At 59.5% G+C, this 23540-nt stretch carries 13 protein-coding genes and 1 pseudogene; 3 read left to right on the forward strand and 11 right to left on the reverse strand.

Translation table 11 applies throughout. The features are described from left to right. Nucleotides 1–94 precede the first annotated feature (94 nt). From PSH73_RS16575 to PSH73_RS16585, 3 genes are read right to left on the reverse strand one after another with little or no spacing between them, the layout of a single operon-like run. Nucleotides 95–1546: an efflux transporter outer membrane subunit gene (locus PSH73_RS16575; RefSeq protein ID WP_128593349.1), complete on the reverse strand. Its 1452-nt coding sequence runs from the start codon at nucleotides 1544–1546 to the stop codon at nucleotides 95–97. Further along, complete coding sequence (locus PSH73_RS16580) at nucleotides 1543–4710, reverse strand: efflux RND transporter permease subunit (protein WP_169990031.1); 3168 nt, start codon at nucleotides 4708–4710, stop codon at nucleotides 1543–1545. The genes PSH73_RS16575 and PSH73_RS16580 overlap by 4 nt, the downstream gene beginning before the upstream one ends. Further along, a complete protein-coding gene (locus PSH73_RS16585) occupies nucleotides 4707–5873 on the reverse strand; it encodes an efflux RND transporter periplasmic adaptor subunit (protein WP_120733589.1) in 1167 nt (388 codons plus the stop codon). Before PSH73_RS16585 ends, PSH73_RS16580 begins: the two co-directional genes overlap by 4 nt. Before the next feature lie 500 nt (nucleotides 5874–6373). Here PSH73_RS16585 and PSH73_RS16590 point away from each other — a divergent pair, with 500 nt between their 5' ends. Then, nucleotides 6374–6943 (forward strand): MepB family protein, encoded by a 570-nt coding sequence (locus tag PSH73_RS16590; protein WP_305417702.1) that lies wholly within the window; start codon nucleotides 6374–6376, stop codon nucleotides 6941–6943. A 41-nt stretch (nucleotides 6944–6984) separates the two neighbouring features. On the opposite strand, the gene tnpB is transcribed toward PSH73_RS16590, so the two are convergent. After that, nucleotides 6985–7176: an IS66 family insertion sequence element accessory protein TnpB gene (tnpB, locus tag PSH73_RS16595; protein WP_367615869.1), complete on the reverse strand. Its 192-nt coding sequence runs from the start codon at nucleotides 7174–7176 to the stop codon at nucleotides 6985–6987. A 584-nt stretch (nucleotides 7177–7760) separates the two neighbouring features. Here tnpB and PSH73_RS16600 point away from each other — a divergent pair. Beyond that, a complete protein-coding gene (locus PSH73_RS16600) occupies nucleotides 7761–8255 on the forward strand; it encodes a DUF1543 domain-containing protein (protein WP_057441699.1) in 495 nt (164 codons plus the stop codon). Nucleotides 8256–8672: 417 nt separating this feature from the next. On the opposite strand, the gene PSH73_RS16605 is transcribed toward PSH73_RS16600, so the two are convergent. The 6 genes from PSH73_RS16605 to PSH73_RS16630 all read right to left on the reverse strand — a co-directional run bounded on the left by PSH73_RS16605 (nucleotide 8673) and on the right by PSH73_RS16630 (nucleotide 20454). Further along, on the reverse strand, nucleotides 8673–9221 hold the full coding sequence (locus PSH73_RS16605; RefSeq protein WP_057960145.1) for a hypothetical protein: 549 nt from the start codon (nucleotides 9219–9221) through the stop codon (nucleotides 8673–8675). 19 nt (nucleotides 9222–9240) lie between these two features. Continuing rightward, nucleotides 9241–9495, reverse strand: a complete 255-nt coding sequence (locus PSH73_RS16610) for a hypothetical protein (RefSeq protein WP_015371087.1) — start codon at nucleotides 9493–9495, stop codon at nucleotides 9241–9243. Nucleotides 9496–9557: 62 nt separating this feature from the next. After that, nucleotides 9558–9872 (reverse strand): hypothetical protein, encoded by a 315-nt coding sequence (locus PSH73_RS16615; protein WP_046068324.1) that lies wholly within the window; start codon nucleotides 9870–9872, stop codon nucleotides 9558–9560. An 11-nt stretch (nucleotides 9873–9883) separates the two neighbouring features. Next, a complete protein-coding gene (locus PSH73_RS16620) occupies nucleotides 9884–18118 on the reverse strand; it encodes a hemagglutinin repeat-containing protein (RefSeq protein ID WP_305460950.1) in 8235 nt (2744 codons plus the stop codon). Nucleotides 18119–18159: 41 nt separating this feature from the next. Then, on the reverse strand, nucleotides 18160–18666 hold the full coding sequence (locus tag PSH73_RS16625) for a toxin-activating lysine-acyltransferase (protein WP_046068326.1): 507 nt from the start codon (nucleotides 18664–18666) through the stop codon (nucleotides 18160–18162). Between the two features lie 9 nt (nucleotides 18667–18675). Beyond that, nucleotides 18676–20454, reverse strand: a complete 1779-nt coding sequence (locus tag PSH73_RS16630; protein WP_233096795.1) for a ShlB/FhaC/HecB family hemolysin secretion/activation protein — start codon at nucleotides 20452–20454, stop codon at nucleotides 18676–18678. Between the two features lie 251 nt (nucleotides 20455–20705). On the opposite strand from PSH73_RS16630, the gene PSH73_RS16635 reads away from it, so the two are divergent. Beyond that, nucleotides 20706–21326, forward strand: coding sequence for a tyrosine-type recombinase/integrase (locus tag PSH73_RS16635; RefSeq protein ID WP_128593361.1), 621 nt, complete (start codon nucleotides 20706–20708; stop codon nucleotides 21324–21326). A gap of 54 nt (nucleotides 21327–21380) precedes the next feature. On the opposite strand, the pseudogene PSH73_RS16640 reads toward PSH73_RS16635, so the two are convergent. Then, nucleotides 21381–22181 (reverse strand): annotated as a pseudogene (locus PSH73_RS16640) (GNAT family N-acetyltransferase). Nucleotides 22182–23540 lie beyond the last annotated feature (1359 nt).

Genomic DNA, 23540 nt, shown 5'->3' on the forward strand with positions numbered 1-23540 from the left:
CATTCGATAAATGGTGGCTTGCGACAGTAAATCTGCCGCCAGGCCGTTCTTCGCCGAACACCGCAAGCAGCGCGCTTGCGTACAACAACGGTGTCTAACGCAGTGCCGCAGCACCGCTGCACACCTGCCCCGCCTGCTCGCAGATCTGCCAGCCACCGCCCAATGCCTTGTAGATACCGACCACCGCCAAGCGCTGCTCGGTGCGCGCCACGGTCAGTGCGCGGCGGCTGCTGAAGTCCGCGCGCTCGGCCTCCAGGACGTCCAGATACACCCCCTCACCTTCCGTGAAGCGCGTGCGGGCCAACCTCGCCGCCTCACGATTGGCCGCCGCTTCCAGCAGCCGCAAGCCCAGGGTGCTGCCTGCGGCACTGTTGGCCTGGAACGCGTCATCGGTTTCTTGCAGGGCGCGCAATACGGTCTGGTCGTAGCTGATCAATGCCGCCTGGGTGCGCGCCTCGCTGGCGGCGATCCGCGCGCGTACGCGCCCAGTGTCCAGCAGCGACCAGCGAATGACCGGTGCGATAAAGTTCGACTGCATGCCCGAGTCGCCCAAGGCGCCGAGGCTTCCGGCCAGCAGACCGATGGAGCCCTGCACCTGGATATCCGGATACAAACCGGCTGTTGCCACGCCGATCTGCGCGGTCTCGGCTGCCAGCACCCGTTCGGCTGCGGCGATATCGGCGCGCCGGGCCAGCAAGCCGGCCGGGTCGCCCACCTGCAGGGTGCGCAGGTTCAAGGTCTCACGGCCGGGCCGGGCCTGCGGTGGCTTGAACCCTTGTGGCGCCTGCCCCAGTAATACCGCCAACGCGTTGGTGGTGGTTGCCCGACGTCGCTCCAGGCCAGGCGCTACCGCCTCGACATTGCGCAGCAAGGCCTCGGCACGCAGCCGATCGAATTCGGTGGCGGCGCCTACGCTGACCAAGTGCTCCACCAGGCCCAGGCTGTCGCGCTGGCTTTGACTGATGTCCGCCACCACCGCCTGCTCGGCTTCGACCCCTTGCAGCTCGAACCAGGTTGCCGCGACGGTAGCGGCGACGCTCGCCTGCACACTGCGCAGCAACGCCTGGCGCGATCCCGCCTGAGCCTGCGCCGCCTCCACCGAGCGCCGGACGCGGCCGAACAAGTCGATTTCCCAGGCGGCATCCAGCGCCGCGCGCGTGGTTTCAAGGGAGCGCTGCTGGCCGAGGGGGGTCTCGACTTCGCTGCGCTGTCGGTGCTCATACCCTAACGCGGTACCGCCGCTGGGCAAGAAGCCCTGGCGGCTCTCGCGCAACATCGCCTTGGCTTCGTCGAGCCGCGCGGCCGCGATGCCGATATCGTGGTTGGCCGCCAGCGCCTGCTGGATCAATTGGCTGAGGGCCGGCTCATCGAACACACGCCACCACTGCACCTCGACATCGCCCGTACCAAGACCGGCAATGGGCGCGCCGAAGCTTGCTGGCCGTTGCGCGGCGGGCAACACCGGCGCGGAGTAATCGGGCCCGACTGCGGTGCAGCCAGCCAGCAGGAGCGACGACACCAGAAACGCTTGATAGGCCAATTTCATGACACGCGCTCCTCCAACTGCAGCTTCGGACTCGAAACCTTGCGCAGCGCAAGGCTGCGCATCACCACGTAGAACACCGGCGTCAGGAACAGACCGAACAGGGTCACCCCCAACATCCCGGCAAACACCGCAACCCCCATGGCATGGCGCATCTCGGCCCCGGCACCGCTGGCAAATACCAGCGGCACCACACCGGCGATGAACGCCAGCGAGGTCATCAGAATCGGTCGCAAGCGCAGCTGGCACGCATGGATAACCGCTTCCAGCGGGTTGGCGCCTTCGGCTTCAAGGCTGCGAGCGAACTCGACAATCAGGATGGCGTTTTTCGCAGCCAGGCCGACCAGTACCACCAGCCCGATCTGTACAAACACGTTGTTATCGCCGTCCACCAACCAAACGCCGATGATCGCGCTGAGCAGACACATGGGCACAATCAGCAAGACCGCCAGGGGCAACAACCAACTGTTGTATTGCGCGGCCAGGATCAGATAGGCCAGCAACACACACAGCGGGAAAATGAACAGCGCCGATGACCCAGCGAGCTTTTGCTGGTAGGTCAAGTCCGTCCATTCATAGGTCACGCCCTCGGGCAGTACCTCCTGTGCCAGGCGCTCCATGAGTGCGACGGCCTGCCCGGAACTGACCCCGGGCATCGCTCCGCCGGAGATATCGGCCGAAGGATAGCCGTTGTAATGAATCACCCGATCGGGCCCGGAACTCGGTGTGACGGTGACAAACGCCGACAACGGCAGCATGTCCCCGGCCGCGTTGCGCACCTGCAGGCGGCCGATGGCTTCGGCCTGCATACGGTGGTCCGCATCGGCCTGGGCAGTCACCTTGTAGGTGCGGCCGAACCGGTTGAAGTCGTTGACGTACAGCGAACCGAGGTAGACCTGCAAAGACTCGAACACATCCGCCAGTCGCACCCCCTGGCTCTTGACCTGGGTGCGGTCGATATCGACATTCAGTTGGGGCGCGTTGACGTCCAGGCTGGTCATCAACCCGGCGACCTGGCCCGACTCGGTGGCTTTTGTCATCAGCACCTGGGTCTGCTGCACCAGAGCCTGGAGCCCGACCCCACCCCGGTCCTCAACCTGCAGCTTGAAGCCTCCGGTCACTCCAAGACCGGGCACTGGCGGCGGTGGGAATACACCGAGGAAACCGTCGGGAATGCTCGCGAACTTGGCTTGCAGGCGCCCGGCGATGGCGACCGCAGCCATGTCGGGAGAAGTACGCTCCTTGAACGGATCGAGCATAACGAACATTACGGCAGCATTCGGTACGTTAACGAAGCCGTTGACCGACAGCCCAGGGAACGCCACCACGCTTTCGACGCCCGGCTCATCCAGGGCGATTTTCGACATCTGCCGCACCACCGCATCGGTACGATCCAGGGAGGCCGCATTGGGCAACTGGGCGATACCGACCAGGTAGTACTTGTCTTGCATCGGCACGAAGCCCGCCGGTACAGCGTTGAAACCAAACCAGGTCAGCGCCAGCAAGCCGCCATACACCAACAGCGCCGCGCCGCGACGACCCGCGACCTTGCGCACCGTGTTGCCATACGCCTGCGGTGCCCGCTGGAACGGCCGGCTCAGCACTTGCACCAGATGCGCGGCGCGACCGCGCAGGCTGCGCGGGTCATGCACCACCGCAGCGTCGCGCGGGCGCAGCAACAGGCCGGCGAGTGCCGGGCTGAGGGTCAAGGAGTTGACCGCCGACAGGATCGTGGAAATCGCGATGGTCAGCGCGAACTGCCGATAGAACTCACCTTGCAGGCCACTGAGGAAGGCGGTGGGGATGAACACCGCAGCGAGTACCGAGGTGATCGCAATAATCGGCCCGGTGACCTCGCCCATCGCTCGCCGCGCAGCCTGCGTCGGCTCCTCGCCGTTCTCGATATGCCGCTCGACGTTCTCGACCACCACGATTGCATCGTCGACCACAATCCCGATGGACAGGACCAGGCCGAACAACGACAAGGTATTGAGGGAGAAGCCCATCAGATGCATGACCGCAAAGGTGCCGATGATCGACACCGGCACGGCCATCAACGGGATCAGCGACGCACGCCAGTTACGCAGGAACACCACCACCACGAGGACCACCAGCAGGATCGCTTCCATCAGGGTGATGGCCACTGACTCCAGCGATGCACGCACAAACACTGTCGGGTCATAGGCAATCCGCGACACCATGCCCTCGGGGAAATTGGCCTCCAGACGCTGCATGGTATCGCGCACCGCTTGCGCCACATCCAGCGCGTTGGCGCCCGGGCTCTGGATGATCTGCAGGGCAACGGCCGGCTCGCCGTCCAACAGGCTGCGCAGCGCGTAGGCATCGGCGCCCATTTCGACACGGGCCACATCGCGCAGACGCGTCACCTGGCCGTTATCACCGGTGCGAATGATGATGTCGCCAAACTGCTCCTCGTCCGTCAGGCGCCCGAGGGTATTGACCGTGACCTGGAACGCCGCGCTGGAGTCAGGCGCCTGGCCGACCGAGCCGGCCGCCACTTGCACGTTTTGCTCACGCACTGCGGTAATTACATCGCCTGCGGTCAAGCCACGGGCGGCGATCAGGTCCGGGTCGAGCCACAGACGCATGCTGTACTCGCCCGCCCCCCACACCAGCACGTCGTTGATCCCCGGAATCCGCGACAGCTCGTCGCGCACCTGGAGGTAGGCATAGTTGGAGATGTAGAGCGGGTCATAACGTTGGTCGGGCGACAGCAGGTGGACCACCATGAGGATGTCCGGGGAGGTCTTCTGCGTAACCACGCCCAGGCGCTGCACCTCTTCGGGCAAACGCGGCAGGGCCCGCGAGACGCGGTTTTGCACCTGGATCTGCGCCATGTCCGCGTTGGTGCCCTGGGCGAAGGTCGCGGTGAGGATCATGCGGCCATCGGTCGCCGATTGCGACGTCATATACAGCATGCCCTCGACGCCCGTGATCACCTGCTCAAGGGGCGCCGCCACCGTCTCGGCGATCACCTGGGGGTTGGCGCCCGGATAAGAAGCCGTCACTTGCACCGTGGGCGGCGTCACGGCGGGGTATTCGCTGAGAGGCAAATGAAAGAAGGCCACGATGCCGGCGATCATCATTAACACCGACAGCACGATGGCGAAGATCGGCCGGTCAATGAAAAAGCGTGGGAAGCTCATTGCACGCCCCCCAACACCAACGGCGCATCCAACGGCGCCCCATCAATCCTGGCGGCCAATGGCGTCACCTGCATGCCGGGGCGCACCAGCCCCTTGACGACAATGCGTTCACCCGGTTGCAGGCCCTGCTCAATCACGCGCAAGCCGTTGGCCATCGGCCCCAGTTCGACGGGACGGTATTCGGTCTTGTCGTCTGCGCCGACCACCAGCACATAGCGGCGGCCCTGGTCAGTGCCAATCGAGTGGTCGGCCACCAACACCCGGGGTTGCGGCGCGCCGATGTCCAGCTTGACCTTGGCGAACAGCCCCGGCGTCAGGCGCCCATCCGGGTTGTCGACCACGGCACGCGCACGCACTGTGCCGGTCTTGCGGTCGGCCGCATTGGCCAGGAAGTCCACCCGCCCGGCGCGTGCATAGCTTGCATCGTTAAGCATCGCCACCATGACCCTGGCGGCCTTTTCCCCTTTCGACGCAGCAACCTCCCGAGTCGCGGCAAGCGAGCGCAGATAGGTGCGCTCGTCGACATCGAAATACACATGCAGCGGGTCGATGGAAACGATCGTCGTCAGCGGCGTCACCCCACGGGTGACGTAGTTGCCCTCGGTGACAAGGGCACGGTCGACACGCCCGCTGATGGGCGCAGTGACGCGGGTGTAGCTCAAGTCCAGTTGTGCGGCATCCAGCGCGGCCTTGGCGGCGTCGACCTGAGCCCTGCCGGCATTCAACGAGGCGATGGCGCTGTCGAGACGATCCCGCGCCACCACCTTTTTAGCGAACAGTTGCTCAGCCCGACCATGCTCGGCCTGGGCCAGCAATGCATTGGCCTCAGCCTCACGCAAACGGCCCTTGGCAGCGTTCAGCGCCGCCTGGAACTCCCGTGGGTCGATCATAAACAAAAGGCTGCCCTTGGCCACGGATTGCCCTTCAGGCACGCTGACACTTTGCAGATAACCACTGACACGCGGGCGCAACTCAACCTGCTCAATCGCGGTCAAGGAGCCGGTGTATTCAACAAACGGAATCACCGGCTGCGCAACCACCTCGGCCACCGGCACGCCAGGCGGCTTGGCGGCATCGGCCGCGGGCGCGCTCTCTTTACAGCCACCCAGCGTGAACACGACAGCTATCGCCACGGCGACCAGGGTTATGCGCTTGCCGTACATCGTGTACCTCCTTGTAATTTTCAGGACAAACCAACACTGGAGGTCTTATCCGGCTTGCCATGAGGGGAAGGTCAAGTGTTATGAAAATGGCAAGGGGGGCTGGCAGTAGTCAGGGCGGGACGCAGCGTGAAGCGAGATGTTTGATGTGGGGGGCAAGCCTGATTGGATTTGTTTGCTTCTGCACTGGCATGTGTTTCTTCACATATGCCGCGTGGGTCTATGTGACCCCTCATCTAGTGACTTCTTAGACTTTCCGGGGGGTACCTGCCGGCCGAACACGAACTACCAAATTGCCCACGATTCGGGGCACTTGTCGTATGGCCGCGTTCGGCCAGAAGCTTCCTGTCACGAAGGACCTATCCAAAGCGTAAGCGGCTGGCTATCCCACCTTGCGTAATCACACGATGTAATCGCCCGCAGTCCGTTCGGTATGTCGAAGGGCGTAGCATATGTTCTGGATTGGATCGTGTGGCCAATGAGTGGTTTAGGAGTTGTTCCCTTTGAAATTCGATTTAACTGAACAAGGCACAAAATATGCGGGCGCGGCAGACCCTGGCCTCGGCTATATTCCAAACGATCTGATAGCGGCTATCCAGGATGTGTACACGCCGGCGGGAATGCAATTGACGGATCTGGCTATACGCGAGGCTGAGAGTGCCGAGTATGGTGCCTCCCGCTTTGGCCTCGACGGACACACCATTGTCTTCCGTGTGGCTAAAACAACGCCGACGAAGATTGGACAGTTCGTCACAATATGGAAGCGCCCGACGTCAGGCAGCATCATTGCACCTCTCGATATCGATGATGGCGTAGCCTTTGTTGTGGTGAGTGTGTTCGATGCAACGCATCGCGGACAGTTTGTTTTCGACCAGAAAATACTGGCATCAAAGGGCATCATGGCGACTAACGGTAAAGGTGGTAAGCGCGCTATCCGCGTTTATCCACCTTGGGTCAAACCAGTCGCCAAAGAGGCCGTTAGGACACAGCAATGGCAACTACGTTACTTTCTTCCTCTTGAACAAAGCGGTAACGCCGATTCCGTGCAGGTGCGTCGGCTCTTTGAAGTTTAAGATCCTTATTCGTCATTCTTGAGCGTTCTGGGTAATGGCAGCTAAAGCACTGTGATCGAGCCGCCCGCGGCTATCCGCTGCCAAGGCAAGCCCAGTATCAAGGCCTGAAGTTGTTCCTTGTCGAGTTCGACGTCCGATCCGTGCCGGATACCTGGCCAGTGAAACTTGTCTTGGTTCAATCGTCGCACCGAACACCGCGATAACTCTAGCCAACGCGGTCTCGGTACCGGCACGCATGTCCATCGGCTCGGTGGCGATCCAGATGGAATCGATGCGGATCATTGAGCGAGTCCACGGATGAATCGTGGTGCTGTACTGCCTGTGTTTTGGGGGCTACGGGCTTAGATGTTCCAACCCATCACCGATAACGCTGTTGAGTTTACGCCTGACTGGCGGCAAACGACGCTAACCTGCCCTTCACGAAGGGCTGCAGCACCTTCAGTTAGGGTGTGAATATTTACCAGGAGGGCTGGTCCTGTGAGTCCTCGTCTCCGGACTTTACTACTTTCTGAATCGACCACAGGTCTTTGCGCACGCGTTCGGGAGGCGGTGAAGCCCCCGAAAATGTTAACCCCGAACGCCTACTCGATGCCTATAGAGGCCTGACTGACACCTGTATAATTACATTCTTTGATCCTTCATCACCATTTACGCATGGCGTTGTAGGAGGTGTGTTTATATGAATTTTATTAGGTTATTGATTTGATTTTTTGACTTGCGTGCAATTGTCGGTGCGATGTTAATGGCGTTTAAAGCATGATAATATGGCCCGCAATTATTTGAGCTGTTCCATTTTTAATTTATAGCAGGGCGAATAATGCTTTTTATTGTAATGTTAGGCGGAAAACATCCTAGAGCGAAAATTGAAGTCCATGATATAGCCTTCGTATTAGCTGATAGCTTAGAGGATGCATATCCTCAGCTTAGACAGAGTTGGTTTGGATCTCCTGTAGGCCTTCATATTGATGCATGGATGGCAGTTGATGGAGTTGCAGGCTGGAAGTTAGAACTAAGTGAATTAGCTCCCCGCCCTGGATCAATGCGTTTGTACTTTATCAATTTAGGCGGGTATGAAGTTAAATCCTTTGGCGAAGCGCATCACTATTCTCTGATAGTTGCGAAAGATAAGCGGGAGGCGATGAGCCTCGGTAAACGCGAGATTTTAAAGCACTGGGTCCAGGCCCATACTGATGGTGTGCTGGATGTGGACGACTGTTTGCCGATTGATGCGATAGAAGGACGATACGTTCATTTGGTTGAGGGACCACACGACGGCATCATTCAGCGCAATGACTACATTGTTTTGTCGTAACGTTTGATTAGCTCAACACGTCATCTGCTGAATCGCCCGAATTTCCTACGTAATGAGCGGCCACTTTTGGCCGTTTTCTGCCTGTGACGACCGATTGAATTCGGCCATAAGCGGACATGTCAGAAAAATTGTGGTCGATGATGCCATCTATCTCCATCTCGTGACAGCGCCAGAAAACGATTGGCCTTTGTCTGGATGTCTACCTCAAAAGCGGACGACCAACTCGGTTCTGGTTTCGCCCAGCTTGCCTCCTCCGCAAGTGCAAGCTGGCTCACTTCTCTGCCTCTTGGATACGCCTGGTATGTCAAGTCGGCTAAAGGCCACGCCCCGATGCGCATTGATTCGGCTCACGTTTAGGTTTGAACTATCCGCAATGTCCGGATAGCCACCTATAGCTGGAACTCTGAATACGCTAAGCTAAAAGGCATCCAATGCTCTACACAGCCCTGCCTTCTCAACAGGCTCGTTTTCAGGTTTTCCAGCTGGGTTTAAGCGCTGCAACGCGACCAGGCACTGGCCACCGTCCAGCAGGATCAGTTCGTAATCTTGCCCGGCCTTGGGGGTGAAGTGAAAGCTCTGCCTGCAGCTATAGGAATTGCCGCCAGAAACATAGCCCTCACTCTGGAAGTTCATGGCAAAAGGCTTGTTCGCCGGCACCTTCAGTTCGCTACGCGCCGAGCCTTGCGCCTCCACCCGGCGGTTGCTCTCGGGCATGCCCAGGCTGCGGCCATTATTCTGACCCGCAAAGCCGGATTCGGACACGGCCATCACCCCGGCGCCAGGCACACGCCAGTCGATGCAGTCACGGCCCGGCACACCGCGCGCCACGCCATTGGTGATCACGCGCAAGCGTGCGGTATCCCCTGCTGTGGGTTCAACATAGGGCGTGTTGTAAGCACGGATATTGGAAATGTTGCCGCAGCCACTCACGGCCACGGCCAGGCCGGCTATCAGAAACGCTCTCATGGAAGTCCTTTTTTGAGGCTTAACGGCAGTGATAAGGGCTTTCGCTGCTCAGTTCCTCGCCGGTCCGGGCATCGCGAATGATGACCGTCGCCCCCGGCGCATTGAGGCAGAACGCATTGCGTATGGGGTAAATGTTATGGCCCTCGGCGGTGAACGTGCCGAGCTTGGTTAACGGGGCGCCGGAGGCGTCCTGAGCCGTCACGGTGTACTCACCCGACATGGTCAGACAGCCGCTCAGTAACAGCAGCAAGGTGGCGCAGATTGCATATTTCACAGGTGATGTCCCTATCGTGTTGAGTGACGAACCCTCAAAAAGAGGGCGGTTTTTTTGTGGTTTCATTGCGCCGACTCACAGGCCTTCAACGGTTCTTGGGTGCGCAACGCACAGACGTCAAAACCATCACGCCGGGTGTAGCCCGAGCGCTTCATACACACAAAGCGCTGCGCCCGCTCCTGGAAGCTGGCATTGGGATCGATGCCGGAGCCATTCTTCTCACCGCAAGCCAACATGGAGGTCAAGACATCCTTGCTGCTCGCGCCGGGTTTCTCCCATAAGTCCGCATCAGCCGCCGGGGGCTGAAAGGGCTCGCTGAAACAGGCGGTGACGAGGGTAGCAAGCAGCAGCGCCAATGCCATAGGTTTAAGCCACATGATCAATCTCCTTATTTTCTCGGGCTGACAGGCACCAGCACCGGCTTGCCTTGCGGCCAATATCTTGCGCAGGCTTGCGCACCACTGCCATAACAGCTGTGCATGGTCGTATCACCGGTGAAGACATTGCCCAACTCCTTGAGCAAGCTGCTGCCCTCAGGTATTACGCCGCCAGTACCCGGGTTATTGCCCATGAAGAACCACCTGCCCACCGGGTCGTTGTTATGAACTTCGTATTTAAGAACCATCTTCGCCTGTTCGACTGGGTCGGTGACGGCCGAACGGTTTTGCAAAAAGGCCAACTGTTCATCGGCGGTGTAAACATTGAACGCGCCACCGAAGTTATACACCGTAGTCTTGCTGAGTAACCCGGCAGCATCAGGCATGTTGTAAATGGATTGTCGGGAGTTGCCACCGGTCATAGTGCCGCGACTGTGTTCAGTCAGGTGCAAGCCAGTGGCGCCATAGTCGAGCTGCAACTGGCGCGAGGCCGCGGTGTAGTTGGTCAAGCCGAAAAAGTCGTTATCCATCGCCTTCTGATACCCGGCAATCAACAGCTCCGACAGGGTATTGTCCGCCTTGGGAAACCACATGAAATACTGTGGCCCGGTCGCGCCAGGGTCGCGATGCTGAGCCGCGTATTTAGCCGCGGCTTTGTCGTCGTTGAAAATGCCATTGAGGGCTACGTTGACTACGTTGTTTTCATCCGCCTGCAGATGTTGCCTTTCTGCATCACCCACTACACGGAACAACGGCTTTTGGTCCGCGCCTTCCTTCACATTGCCCTGTTCATCCAGCTCCAGCGCCAACATCTGTGGCGGCGTTTTGAACATGGTGCGATACGCCTTATCGGTAAACTGCACCCCTTGGCGATAGGCCTCATTCTTGATCGACTGCTCCGCCTCGGCGGTACGCTGCAGTTTGTCCAGGTCCTGACGCTCGGCGCCAACATGGGAGTGGGCGGTGTCACGGTTAAGGCTGGCCACGGTTTGACTGGCATCACGGCCGGTCAATTGCTGCTGGCGGTAGGCATCGGTAATGAGGATATTGCCGGCACTCACCACGCTCAGCGTGTTGCCCTCGGAAGAGTCCGAAGCCTTCCCTGCATCCAGGTAGTTGCTGAACAAGGCCTTGCTGGCGCCGTACATGCCCTGGCCGACAAAGTCGCTGCTGAGGGTGAGCCCACTGCTGTCGGCGCTGGCCTTGGCGCTGTTGTGCAGGTCAGCGGTGGTCAATGAGCCGGTACTCAAGCTGTTCTTGCCATCGGCAATCGCCTTGTCGTTGCTGGCGATCACGCCGCCCACCAAGTGGGTGTTGCCCTTGACCCGGATATCAAAACCACCGTCCCCGGCCCGAATGCCGCTCTGCTCAGTGACACTTTCAAAGTTGGATTTCTGAATGCCTTTGTTCTGACTCAACGTGAAGCTCGATGAGCCGATGCAGAATGGCGGCACGCAAATACTCACGCCCACGCCCAGGCTAGTCTGTTTGGCCTTGTAGGTACTGGTGTCCTGCAGGCTTTCGACACTGAAATCACCGCCCACATCGGCCGTGACTTGCTTGCCACTCACCACTGCGCCCTTGAGTCGGGTATCGCCACCGGAATCGAGCGAGACCTTATTACCGGCGTCCACATGGGTATTGCTCCAGACCACATCATCGCCATCGGCCTTGCCGCGGTTTTGGGACGCCCCTGCGTTAAAACTGATGCCAGTGGTTTGGCCGCCGATGGCAATGCCAATCCCAAGGCTGGCGTTGCTGCCCTTTTCGGTCGTGCGCTGTTGCACCGTGTTTTGCGCGGCCAGCAAGGCAATAGCGCCGTCGGCCTTGAGGTTAACGTCATGGCCGGCGGTGATCTGGCTGCCTTGTACGGTCAGGTTACTGTTCTTGCCGGCGCCGGCCGCGGTAATGTTGACATCACCACCGGCCAACACCGACGAGCTGGCGGCCGAATTGGAGGTCTGCTCGGTTTTACTTTCCTTCTTGCTGGTGCCGGCCGAAATGCTGATATTAATGCCGCCGGCCATGGACCGGTCCTTGTCATACTGGATATAGCCGTTGCCCGCCCCCATCAGGGTGTTGACCAGCGCCAGTGTTTTGAGCCGGCCATCATCGGTGCGGTCGGACGCGGTTTTCATGCGCTGGGCGGTCTGCACGGCTTCGATCACCGGGTTGGTTACGGTAATCGTGAGGCCGCCTTGCTTGAACTTGGTCTCCTGGGTGATGTGTTGCTGGTCACGGGCCTCAAGGATATCGACCAACCGCGCGGCAATGTTCACATCGCCCTTGGGCGCCGTCACTTGGCTGCCGACCTGGCGGTAGGCATTGCCGGCCAGGATACTCACGTTGCCATCGGTGGCGCCGATGGTGCTGGCCGCCGCCGTTTCACTGGCGGTACGGTTTTTGTCGCTGCGCTGCTGGCTGCCGATGGTCACCGCGATGGCGCCACCGCTGAACAGCCCGCTTTGCTTGACCTCCTTGAAGTGCTGTTCGCTGAGCTGGTCGGTGGCGGCCACCACATTCACATCGTGCCCGGCTACCAGGGTGGTGCCACTGGTGGAGACCACGTTACTGCCGCGCACATTCAAGTCATTGTCGGCCTTGACCCACGCGGTCTCGCCACTGAGGGTGGTGGCCTGGGCGCGGGTTTCACTCACGGTGTCGCGGGTTGAAGTGGTCTTGCTGGAGAACAAGCTGTTACTGCCGGTGACCTTATGGGCCTCGTCGACAAAGTTGTAGCTCTGGCTGGTGCTTAAATTGACGTCGCGGCCTGTCGAAACGGTGACCCCGCCCTGCTCGCTGACGACCTTGGCACCTCGGGCATTGAGGTCATTGTCCGCGATCAGGCGTACCTCGCCCTCACCCTGGATAACACTGCCGACATCGGTGCGGCTCGCGTCCTTGCGCCAGTTGCTGGCGTTCCATTGCACGCTTTGTTCACGGCTCTGGGTCACCGTGCCCAGGTTGATATCGTGGCCAGCAACCACCGTGGTCTTGCCGTCCTTGCCGGAACTGACGATCTGCGCCGCACTCAGGTTGATATCGCGCGCCGCGTTCACCACCAGTTCACCCTTGGCATCGGAGACAAACAACCCGGCAACCCGCGAAATACCCGTGGCGGTGCCCTGGGCACTTTCGGTGTTGCGCGTGGTGGACACCATGTTGATATCGCGACCGGCAACCGTATTCAAGCGCGTGGAGGCATCGATCAACCCGCCGAGGTTGTTCAAGTCGGTGCGGGCTTTTACCTCCACCTCGCCACCGGTCAGGCGCCCGCCCAGGTTCTGCAGGTTGTCGGCGGAAATCGCCAGCACGCTGCGCCCGGCGATCGTGCCGCGGTTAACCAGGTCGCCTTGTAGCTTGAGGTCGACCACGTTGCCCGCCATTAGTGCACCGGAGCCATCCAGGTCGCCGTCGCGCACCCGCACATACACCTGCGGCACCAACGCCTGCGTCACGCTGCCGTCGGCAAGGGTTACGTCCTTCTTCACCAGCCAGACGATGTCGCTGGTCAACTGGGCCATTTGCTCAGGGCTGAGCGCCACACCCGGCACCAGCTTCCACTTGCCGGCGTAGGTCAGCGCACTGTCGAGCAACGCGCGGTACTGGGTCTCATCATTGGCGTAGCCGTCGAGGAAGCGTCTGCCGGTGAGTTGGGCAATCTGTTCGCGGATCAGTTTTTGCTCATAGAAACCATCGCCCAGCCGCGTAAGGGTCAGGCCCGGATCCAGTTGCAGCCGATCCAGCATGTAGTTGGAAGACAGCCAGGAACGATAACTGGTGAAACGCGGGTCGCTCTCCACCAGATAGTTCGGGTTGGCCTGGGGATTGAGGTGGAACAGGCTGTTGTCCGGCACCTGCACATTAAGCCCGCCGGTACGGATTGACTCACCTACGCCTCCCGCCGCCGTCGCTTGCAGCGCCGCCACTTCCAGCACCGCGCCAGGCGCTCGGCCATTGCCCACATTGACCTTGGCCGCACTGGCACCGCCTGCAGCCTGATCGACGCTACTGGTCAGGCGAGTGCCGAGTTGCAGGCCACTGCCGGTATGGGCGGTGTTTTGCAGGTACTGGGTTGGCCGCAGGAAAATATCCGTGACGCTGGCGGCCGGGTTGTAGGCGGCTGTCGAACGGCCCTGACGGTCACGGCCCTTGCGATGGATGCGATACAAATGGCTGAACGTGCCACTGTCCGTCACCGTCTGCTGCCCGGTGACTTCGGTGTTGTTGAGCTGTCCGATAGTGCCCACCAACGTGCCGCCGGCGATGATCCGGCTCTTGTCGTTCAACACCGAATTGGCGGTCAGCAGCATTGAGCCGCCGGAAAGGATTTCACCCGGGTCCGAGGTGAGGATCTGGGTCTGGGTAGTGGTACGAGTGTAGTCGTAGCGGTTGTAGTTATCGGCCACGCCCTCGGGGCTGACCAAGTGGCTGACTTCGTCGTTGTAGAGTGAGATCTGATCCGGGCGATAGCGATTGGCAGAGCCGGTGTGCTGGAACTCCTGGACGCCTTCGCGGCTGACCTCAACCACTTGGGTGCTGAAGTGTTCGTTGGTATTGCGCAACTCGGCACTGTTAAGGCTCAGCCCGCCGAGTGCTTCGATACTTGCGCTGGCGTTATGCACCAGCCCGGCCTGGCCGGTGGCCTGGCCCTGGGCATCCAGCGCGCCGCCGATCAACAAGTCACCGGCACTGAAAAGCATGGCGTGCTCACGGTTGACCAGCGTCCCGACGCCAATGTCCAGGCGTTCGCGCGCGGCGATCACGGCCGCTCGGGCATCTTCCACATCATTGGTCAGTTGCCCCGCCGCAATGGATACGTGATCACCATAAATACGGCCGCTGCCAAGGTTGTTGAGCACCTGGGTATTGATTCGGGTGATCTGGGCATCGATCAAGCCACGGTTATTCAGGGTATCCCCCACATCAAGGGTCAATTGCGCGGCACTGATCTCACCGTTGGCGCGGTTTTCAACCCCACCGCTCAATACCCGCAATTGCTTGCCGGCCTGAACCCCACCCTGGTTGTCGAGCGTGCCTTGCAGGGTCACCTCTAGATTACCGTTGGCTTGCAGTTTGCCGGTATTGACCAACCCCGAAGCCAGGTTGAGGCTGATGTCGCCCAGGCTAAACACGCGGCCATCGCCACTGAGGCTGGCGCTGGTCAGGCCGAGCCGTTCTCCGGCGATCAATGTACCGGCACTGTTGAGCAGCGCTTGGTCTGCGTTGATCGACACTTGCTTGCTCGACGAGATCAGGCCCGCACTGTTGTCCAACTGCCCGGTACTGTTGACGCTCAGCAACTGGTCGGCACGAATGGCACCCGAGCGGTTAAGCAACTGCGCCAGGTTCAGGGCTAAAGACTGCCCCTCTACGCCCTGGTTGCTCCCTTGGGTCTGCTGGTTATCCAACTGTCCTGCATCGACCGTCAAGGTGCCCCCGGCACGCAGCAGGCCGCCGACGTTATCGAGGTGACCGCTGCCGATGTCCAGCCGCGCGTTCCCCAGGCTCTGCAGCTGGCCGCCGCGATTGCTCAGGCCGCCAGCGGTTAGCAGCAGGCTCTTTTCACTGCTGAGTACACCGGCGTCGAGGTTATCGACCTGCGCGGCATGGATCGCCACGTCGCCTTTACTGCCGATAAAGCCGGCGTTGTTGTTCAGGTTGCCGGAGCGCAGCGTGATACCGGCCTGCCCGAGGATGCCATTGGCGCTGCCCGAGTCAGTATTGGTCAACGTTTGCCCATGGGTGTCGAGTGTGATCGCACCGCTACCCTGGATAAGCCCGGCCTGGTTCTTGAGCTCACCACTGCGCAGGTCCACGGTGCCGCTGCCGATAATGGCGCCGCGCTGGTTTGACAGGCCTTGCCCGGCACTGTCGAGCAACAAGGCCGCGCCACTGATCAACCCATCGTCGTTATTCAGGCCCAGGCTGGTAATTGTCACGCCTTGCCGGGCCTGCACCACACCGCCGATGTTATCGAACGCGCCCTGGCTCACCGTCAGCACCAGCGGCCCGCCGACCGAACCCACGGTGCCCTGCCGGTTACGCAATGCGTCGGCGCTGACACTGAGTGCGCCGATGGCCGCCAGCGTGCCGTGGTCATTGTTCACCTGCCCGCCGGACAGCGTGAGGCTGTCGCCCGCAGTGATCTTGCCTTGCGCGTTGAGCAACTGCCCGGTACTCAACTGTGCGCCCTTGGCTGCGGCCAGCGTGCCTGCACTGTTGTCCAACAGCGTATGCGCGGTGACCTTGAGGTTGCCGGCCACCGCCGCCTGAACCGCGCCGCCTTGATTGAGCAAGCGATCAGCCGTCAGGCTGATATCACTGTCACTGGCCACTGTGGCGCCCGTGTTGTCCAGCAGGCCCATGGTGTTGATGCGCAACGTGCCCGCGCCGGTCTGCAGGATGTTCCCCTGCCGATTGGACAGTTGGTTGGCGTCGATTTGAATCTGCCGGGCTACGGTGGTGGCGCCGTCCAGTACCGCGTCGGCAACGGTGACTTGCAGTAGACCATTGCTCTGCAGGCTGCCTTGGGCACCTGTCAGCGCCTGGCCCTGAAGGGTCAGGCTGCCCGTGCCGGCATGCTCGATCCTGCCCTTGGCATTGGACAGGCGCGCCGCCGAAAGGCGTACGTCGGTCGCATTACTGGCGATGCGTCCTTCGGTGTTATCCAGGCTGTCGGATACAGCAATCACCGTGGCGCCCTTGCCGACCTGGACGATTTCACCTTGGCGGTTGGACAGGCTGCCGGCGGCCAATTGCACACCTTCGGTGTTGATTTTGGCGCTGTCGGTGGTCAGGGTTTGTCGCACCGCTGTGCTCAACGTCCCTGTCGCGTCCAACGCTGCACCGCTTAAGTCAGCGCCGCCCGTGCGGGCAGTGAGCATGACATTTTGCGCAGCGGTCTTACTCGCATTGAGGTCAAGGTTCTCGGCGCTCAACTGCAGATCCCCGGCAGCAATCGCCGAGCCTTGGTGCTTGAGCGTCTGGCTGGCGCTGACGCGCAGTGCGCCATTGCCACTGACCGCGCCGTCAGTTGCCACACCTGCGCCCAATATCGACTTGCTGGCGTTGTCGATGGTTTGGGCGGTCAGGGTCAAGTCCTGCTGCGCAGCCACCACCCCTTGGTTGTTGATATCGCCACGACTGGACAGCGTCGCGGCGCCCTTGCTGTACAGCGAACCACTGTTATCGATGCCAAGCTGGCTGTCCACCTGCAGGTTCTGACTGCTGCTGATTTGCCCGCTGTTGCCCAGGCGCCCGTCGGCGCTGATGACCACATCGCCGGCACTCGAACCTATTTGCCCGGCATTGCGCACGCCGAGGCCGGCTTCGGTACCCACCAACTTGATTTTGCCGGCATACATGCCACCCAGCTGCGCCACGTCAATGGCGACCTGGGGCTTATCGCCGGAACCGTTGATGACCGTCGCCTGGGTATTGTCGGCATTGACCTGGTTGGCGCCACTGGTCACCCGCAGGTCCTTGGCCCAGATACCGGCATTGACCTCGACCGAGCGTGCGATGACATCGGTAAAGTCGGTCTGCGATGCGTCCAGGCCCTTGCCGGAGATAACCACCTTGCCGCTTTCAACGCGGTAGCCTTGCAATTGGCCGTCCTGCATCTGCGCACTGCCGCTGGTCAAGGTGGCACGGTTAGCGTTGATAAAACCACAGCCGTCACAGGCGATGCCCGACGGGTTGGCGATCACCACCTGGGCTCGGTCACCGGCGACTTCGATGTAACCACGCAATTGGCTGGGGTTGCTGCTGTTGACCTCATTAAGGATCACCCGCGCCGTACCGCCGGCCAAATGCGCATTGCCCTCAATCCAGCCACCCAGCTGAGTTTGGGTATTGGTGCGCGCATTGTTAAGGATCGCGCCTTGGGCATTAACGTCGAACTGGCTGTAGGTGTTACGTGACACCCCTGCCGCACTCGGGGCCTGAATGTTGACTTGGGGCACACCGTTTGCGGCGTTGATAATCACCGGTTGCTGGCCGGGCGCAGCGCCACGGTCAGCCACAATATCGCCCCAGGCCAGCGGCGAGGCCAATGTGATCAAGCCCAACGCCGCCATCAATGAGAACCGCAGGGGACGCAGTGTCAGCACAGTATTCAAGACGACAGGGGCGACACCGATCCCGGTGCCTGAGGCTTTTTTGCTGCCCAGCACGTTTTCGGCCACTACCATCAGCAGGCCACGGGCTTTGTTAAAAACGATCCTGTAGAGGTGTTTGTTCATGACGATCCCTGTGTCTTGAAAGCTCTAAAATGCCGCAAGTACTACGATTGGCGGGCAACGGCCGCGATCGGCCACTTCAAGCGCGCCAGAGCAGCACCTTGAAACCGCTTGATCCGTAACCCGCGCTCGTTGCCCCGGTGATACAGAGCGCTGAACCGGCTGTCGGCAAACAAATGGCGCTGCACTAAGCGTGCAAGGCGGGCGCTGTGGCCAAAAGGCGCCACCCAGTCCAGGAACCACAGTCGCTCGCCGCTGTTCCAGTCGTGCGCAGGCAGGCTGATGGCAGGATTTTGCACATAGCGCTGCTCGGCCTCGACGCTGAACCAACACCAGGCGGCGTAAAACACCGGGCGCCCCGATTCGTAGCCGATGATGAACTGGCGGTTGGCAATAGCTGGCAACAGCAGCGCGTTCAGGGTGTGCAGCGGCACATCGCGATGGCTCGCCGAGTGCATCCACAGCCATACGGCGGCACCCAGCGCCTGGGCCTCGTTCCATGGCTTTTCGCTGAACGCCGGCGCGATCAGCTCAAGGTTATCGAGTTGCATGGCAAACCCTCACATCGACCACGTCAGGCTGAAACCTGCCGTGGTACTGGCAGTCTCGAAGCCCTTGGGTTTGCTGATTGGTTGACCGACAAACACGTCGTAAGACACTTGCCGGTAGCCACCGCGCAACCCCACCACGTACCCAGCCAGATGATCACCAATGAGGTATTGGCTTGAAGGCCCGCCCACCTTGCCGTAGTCAACACCCAGGTAGGTTTCCTGCCCGGAGTTGCCCAGCGCCAGGCCGAGGTCGTTACGCACCAGCCAACCACGGTCGGCCGACAAAATGTTTTCACCGTCAAACCCGCGCACGCTGTAGCGCCCGCCGATCGAGAAACGATCCTGCGGCACCAACGCCGTGCGGTTCCACTGCGCACGCCAGGCCGCGGTGTAACGCAAGCGCTGCGTGGCAAGGCCAAACGGTACGGAAAATTGCGCGTCGGCGTTGATGATCTGCGAACGCGAGGTCCCTTCGTCAAACGCCTCCTCAGGAGCAGCGATTGCGTTGCGCGCACCTGTGCCCCGGCGATAGCTGGTGCCCAGATCGAGCGTGGCGGTACCGATGAACTCCCGATGACTCAGCCCCAGCGCCCAGCCTGCCATGCGTCGGCGCTGAATTTCGATCTCGGTATCGTCGATATAGTTTTGCGAAGTGCGCGTCCAGCCACTGAGCTTGAGCGTGGTTTTGCGCACGGCATCGCGATACAGCAAGCGAGACGCGCTGATCTCATTGTTTTTGCTTTCTCCGGTGTACTTGTAAGTCTGGTTGGCCCCAGCGACCGTCTGGTGATAGTCATACTCGCTGGACGTGACGCCAAACAGCCAATAACCGTAGGGGACAGAGTAGTGCAAGGTATGGCCCTTGGAACCACGATTACCCGCGTCCCCCCCGCCCAAGTCGTGGTTGAAGCTGGCGTAGAACAAATCGTTCAGGCTCAGCAGGTTGTCCAACGACACCGAAGCCGAACCCAGGTACTTACCTGTGGCGTCGGTTCCCGAATCATCTACCGACACGCTCAAACGCACGGGAAGTGCCTGTTTCCACGCGATAACCAAGTCACTGTCGCCCGGCTTTGCGTCCATCCCCTGGGCCGCGGCGATTTGGATATCCGCCTCAGCCGTGGGCACGCGTTTGAAGTTTTCCAACGCTTGCTCAAGATCACGCAGGTTCAGCAGGTCACCTGTTTTGGCAGGCACCGCGTTCCAGGCATTGGCTCGGGTAGAGGTGCCTTCGGCGAAGCGGATGGAATGAATGCGCCCCGGAATCAGGGTCAGTTGCAGCACACCGCTGTTTAAATCCTGAGGAGGTGCAAGCACGCGTGTCGTGACAAACCCGCGCTCGATGATTGCATTCTGGATTCGCTTCATCGTCAGGTTGATGCCTTGGGCACCCAGACACTGACCGGTGGCCGGGTCATTTTTGGGATCGGCGCTGCGCAGTGCCCATTGAAAATCTTCAGCCAACTCGCCGTTCAAGACGACCTGACGAATCAGGAAACAGGGGGATTCGCGCTTCTCGAGCAAAACCCCGGCGGAGGATGAGGGCGGCGCCTCAAGGCGCACATCAGGCGACGGCTCAAGTTGCTCGCGCAACGCTCGCTCGCGGTCCTGCTGCAATAGCAACTGTTGGGCAGGTGCGGGAGGGTCAGCGGCCTGCACGCCGAAACAGCTGATCAAACCGAACAACAATACGGCCACCGAATGAAGGGACGGTGGCAGTTTTCTAACAGGCAAGTACAACGTACCGAAACGGGCCAGGTACTCCTTAGGCCGGAAACATACTTTCATTTCGCATCCCTGTGAAATCTTCCTGCGGGTGCAGCATGCACCAGAACGGCACGTGATCTGCGAGAATTGCCTCTGACAGGCAACTCCCCTATGAACGACTGTTGCTCATTAAAGTTCAAGGGCGCGTGAGAAATTTCCTACATTTAATTTCCCCCCGGCTTCTTAGACCCCTCTAAGAGAGTACTCTTGGCCGGTGAGCGACCGTCGCTCTGATTAGCCATCCTTGTCTTTCCACACGTGGAGGACTTGTTATGAACATCATCGCTACCTGCGGCCGTCAGCCCTGGAACAAAGGAAAACTAGTCGGGCAGAAAGCCCCACTCCGACTGAGAGATATCTGGGCCATCCGAGTAAGGCTTCAAATTGCGGAAAGAACCCGGGATCTGGCTCTCTTCGATCTGGCCATCGACAGTAAGCTTCGAGCCTGCGACTTAACCAAGCTCCGCGTGCGCGATGTCGCCCATGGCGAACACGTATCATCACGAGCCATGGTGATGCAGCAGAAAACGCAGCGGCCTGTGCAGTTTGAGATCACTGAGCAAACACGGTCTGCTCTCGCGGCCTGGATACATCGGGCCCAGCTACGCAGCGAGGACTGCCTGTTTCCTAGCCGGCTGCATACTTCAGACCATCTATCTACTCGTCAATACGCTCGTATCGTCAAAGGCTGGGTGAAAGCCGTGGGCCTTGATCCTGCCATGTATGGCACCCACACAATGCGACGTACGAAGGCATCACTGATATATCGCAGGATGAAGAACCTGCGGGCGGTTCAGTTGCTGCTCGGCCATACGAAGCTGGAGAGCACTGTTCGATATTTGGGGATTGAGGTCGATGACGCCCTGGAAATGGCGGAACAGACTGAGGTTTGATCATGCATAGCGACGGTCGAAGTCAGACCGTCGCTAACCGGCCAAGAGCAGACTTCAGCTATCTACCAGGCGATATAGCGCTTGAGCGTGGGATGTCGCTAGCCCTGTACGCTGCAAATTTCGGCGACTTTACGAGCTGGGAAGCGCGGTTGCGGCGATCACAAGACTGCCGTGTTTTTTTGCTTGCTCTACCCGATGAGATATCAGGGCTCCATGGTAGCCCTGGCCTCGTGCATTTTTTCGGGTGGCAGCCGTCCCAAGGTAGGCAACTCCATTGCAGGCCAGGTACATCAACGCTCCTGCCACGACCTTTCCATCAGCTTTAAGAACGTAGATTTTCAGACGTTCATTTGACATCAGTCCTGCGAACGAAGCCTGGCTCAACTGAAGATGCTCTGGCTTGGTATGAAATCCACTCGCATGCACGGTTGCGAACTCAGGAAGCGTTTGTGAGGTGGCTTCTTCGATTTCGAATGAGTGGTGATTCAAGACCACATTTTCGATGGTGCACGCGAGTTGCAGATGCGTCCACCCCCTCAGACGCTCCAGCCGCCTCTCACCCACCAAAGCGTACTGTTTCAAAGGCGAGGCCTTTCCGATAAGAGGCGTTACTGTCGAATACTCTGCTGATTCCTTGAGCAAGCTCAATAGTGGCTTGGGTCTGTCGGTACTATCGCCGTAGATGCGATTGAGCATCGGGCTAGGTGATGCCTTCACCTGAAAGCATGGAAAAGCTTCGTTGAAAAACACACGAGCACCAAAAGGGTTTCCACTTATCCGAGACAAACTCTCGACGCGGGCACACAAATACTCGCTTTCTGCGGCCTCAATCGCATGAGCCATTCCGACATTCATGTGCATAGTCCTTATTGCGTGATGTCCCAGAAGGGTAACGGCAAATTCAACAATACACACCTCCAAACACACAGCTGGTAGATAACCTGCTCCGGTGTCCCTTTGGGATCGATAACTGCCTGTCGCGAAGGGCAGAAAACGGCCGATTCTGTTGAAAAAGTTGGTTTGCCCGAACTGCCTGATCATTGACTGATGAAAACGCCTTTTTTGCACGCTGCTACGTGCAATCCGAGTCCGGAAGCCTCTGCCAAAAGTAAAGATTTCAATCTCGGACGCGTACTTTTCTGATGCGCAAACCATGGCCGACTTTTTCAACAGAATCGGCCAATAGCTGCCTCTCATTTCAGCAGCAATAGGCAGGTGAGACTGCATCTTATGACTGAGTATTTGTGCAATTCAGAGGGGGCATTTCTTCATTGAGAGCCGTAGTCGCTGCCATTCATTCCAGCAGTCCTCGGCAACTAAGTCCCGGAAACCACGTTCGTTCTCCATATCCAGGGCGACGTCGAATGGAACTGCAACACACGTCGCGTGATCACGGATTTTGAGTGCCTCGGACTCTGTAAGTGGGGAGCCTTTGTTCGTTTCGGCGCTTTGCAAAGCCACCGAAAGCGCCGGAATGAATACAACGCAAAGCTGTTCCGTCATCTGTTGCTTGCCTCAATTGTGCGAGATGGCCGAAAGATTACGCTGGTTGCTTAATCACGGCTATTGGCCAAGAGCATCCATCGCCTGATGTCAGCTTTGGGTCGATTCTGTTGAAAAAGTCGGTTCTTCCAGCCTGCCGGAATATTGACCGCTGAAAACGCCTTTCTTGCGCGCTGCTACGCGAAATCTGAGCCCGGGATCCCTCTACTCAAAGTAGAGATTTCAATCTCAAGCGCGTACTTTTCTGCCGTGGAAACCATAGCCGACTTTTTCAACAGAATCGGTCGAAAGGGGACACCCTTAACCGCGCGCACTACATCGAGCGTATGCGCTCGATGTTGCCAAGCAAGCGGAGCAGGCTGAACAGGACGTTGTCTTGGCAAATGGTGCGCGGCCAACCAGTTACAAGCATCACGGCGAAGGCCGCATGCAGTAACGGGGCAAGCGCAAGATTCACTACCGATGCCTGGAGGCGAGTAGAGAACAGAATGCCGATGTTCAGCTGTTTGTATTGAACAACCTGATGCTAGCCCAGCGGCTTTTGTAAAAGGCAAAGGGGTAAATACGTCTGAAAGGCAGGGTTGATCGGTGAGTCAGCAGAATGAGAGCAGAAATCGCCTCATGAAACGCCCAAACGAGTTGTCGCCAGGCCCTCCCGCACCACCTCTATGCATTTATTTTGTGAATAACGCGGCATTCCCCACGTTTTAC

This window comes from Pseudomonas sp. FP2294 (genome assembly GCF_030687625.1).
Classification (GTDB): Bacteria; Pseudomonadota; Gammaproteobacteria; order Pseudomonadales; family Pseudomonadaceae; genus Aquipseudomonas; species Aquipseudomonas shahriarae.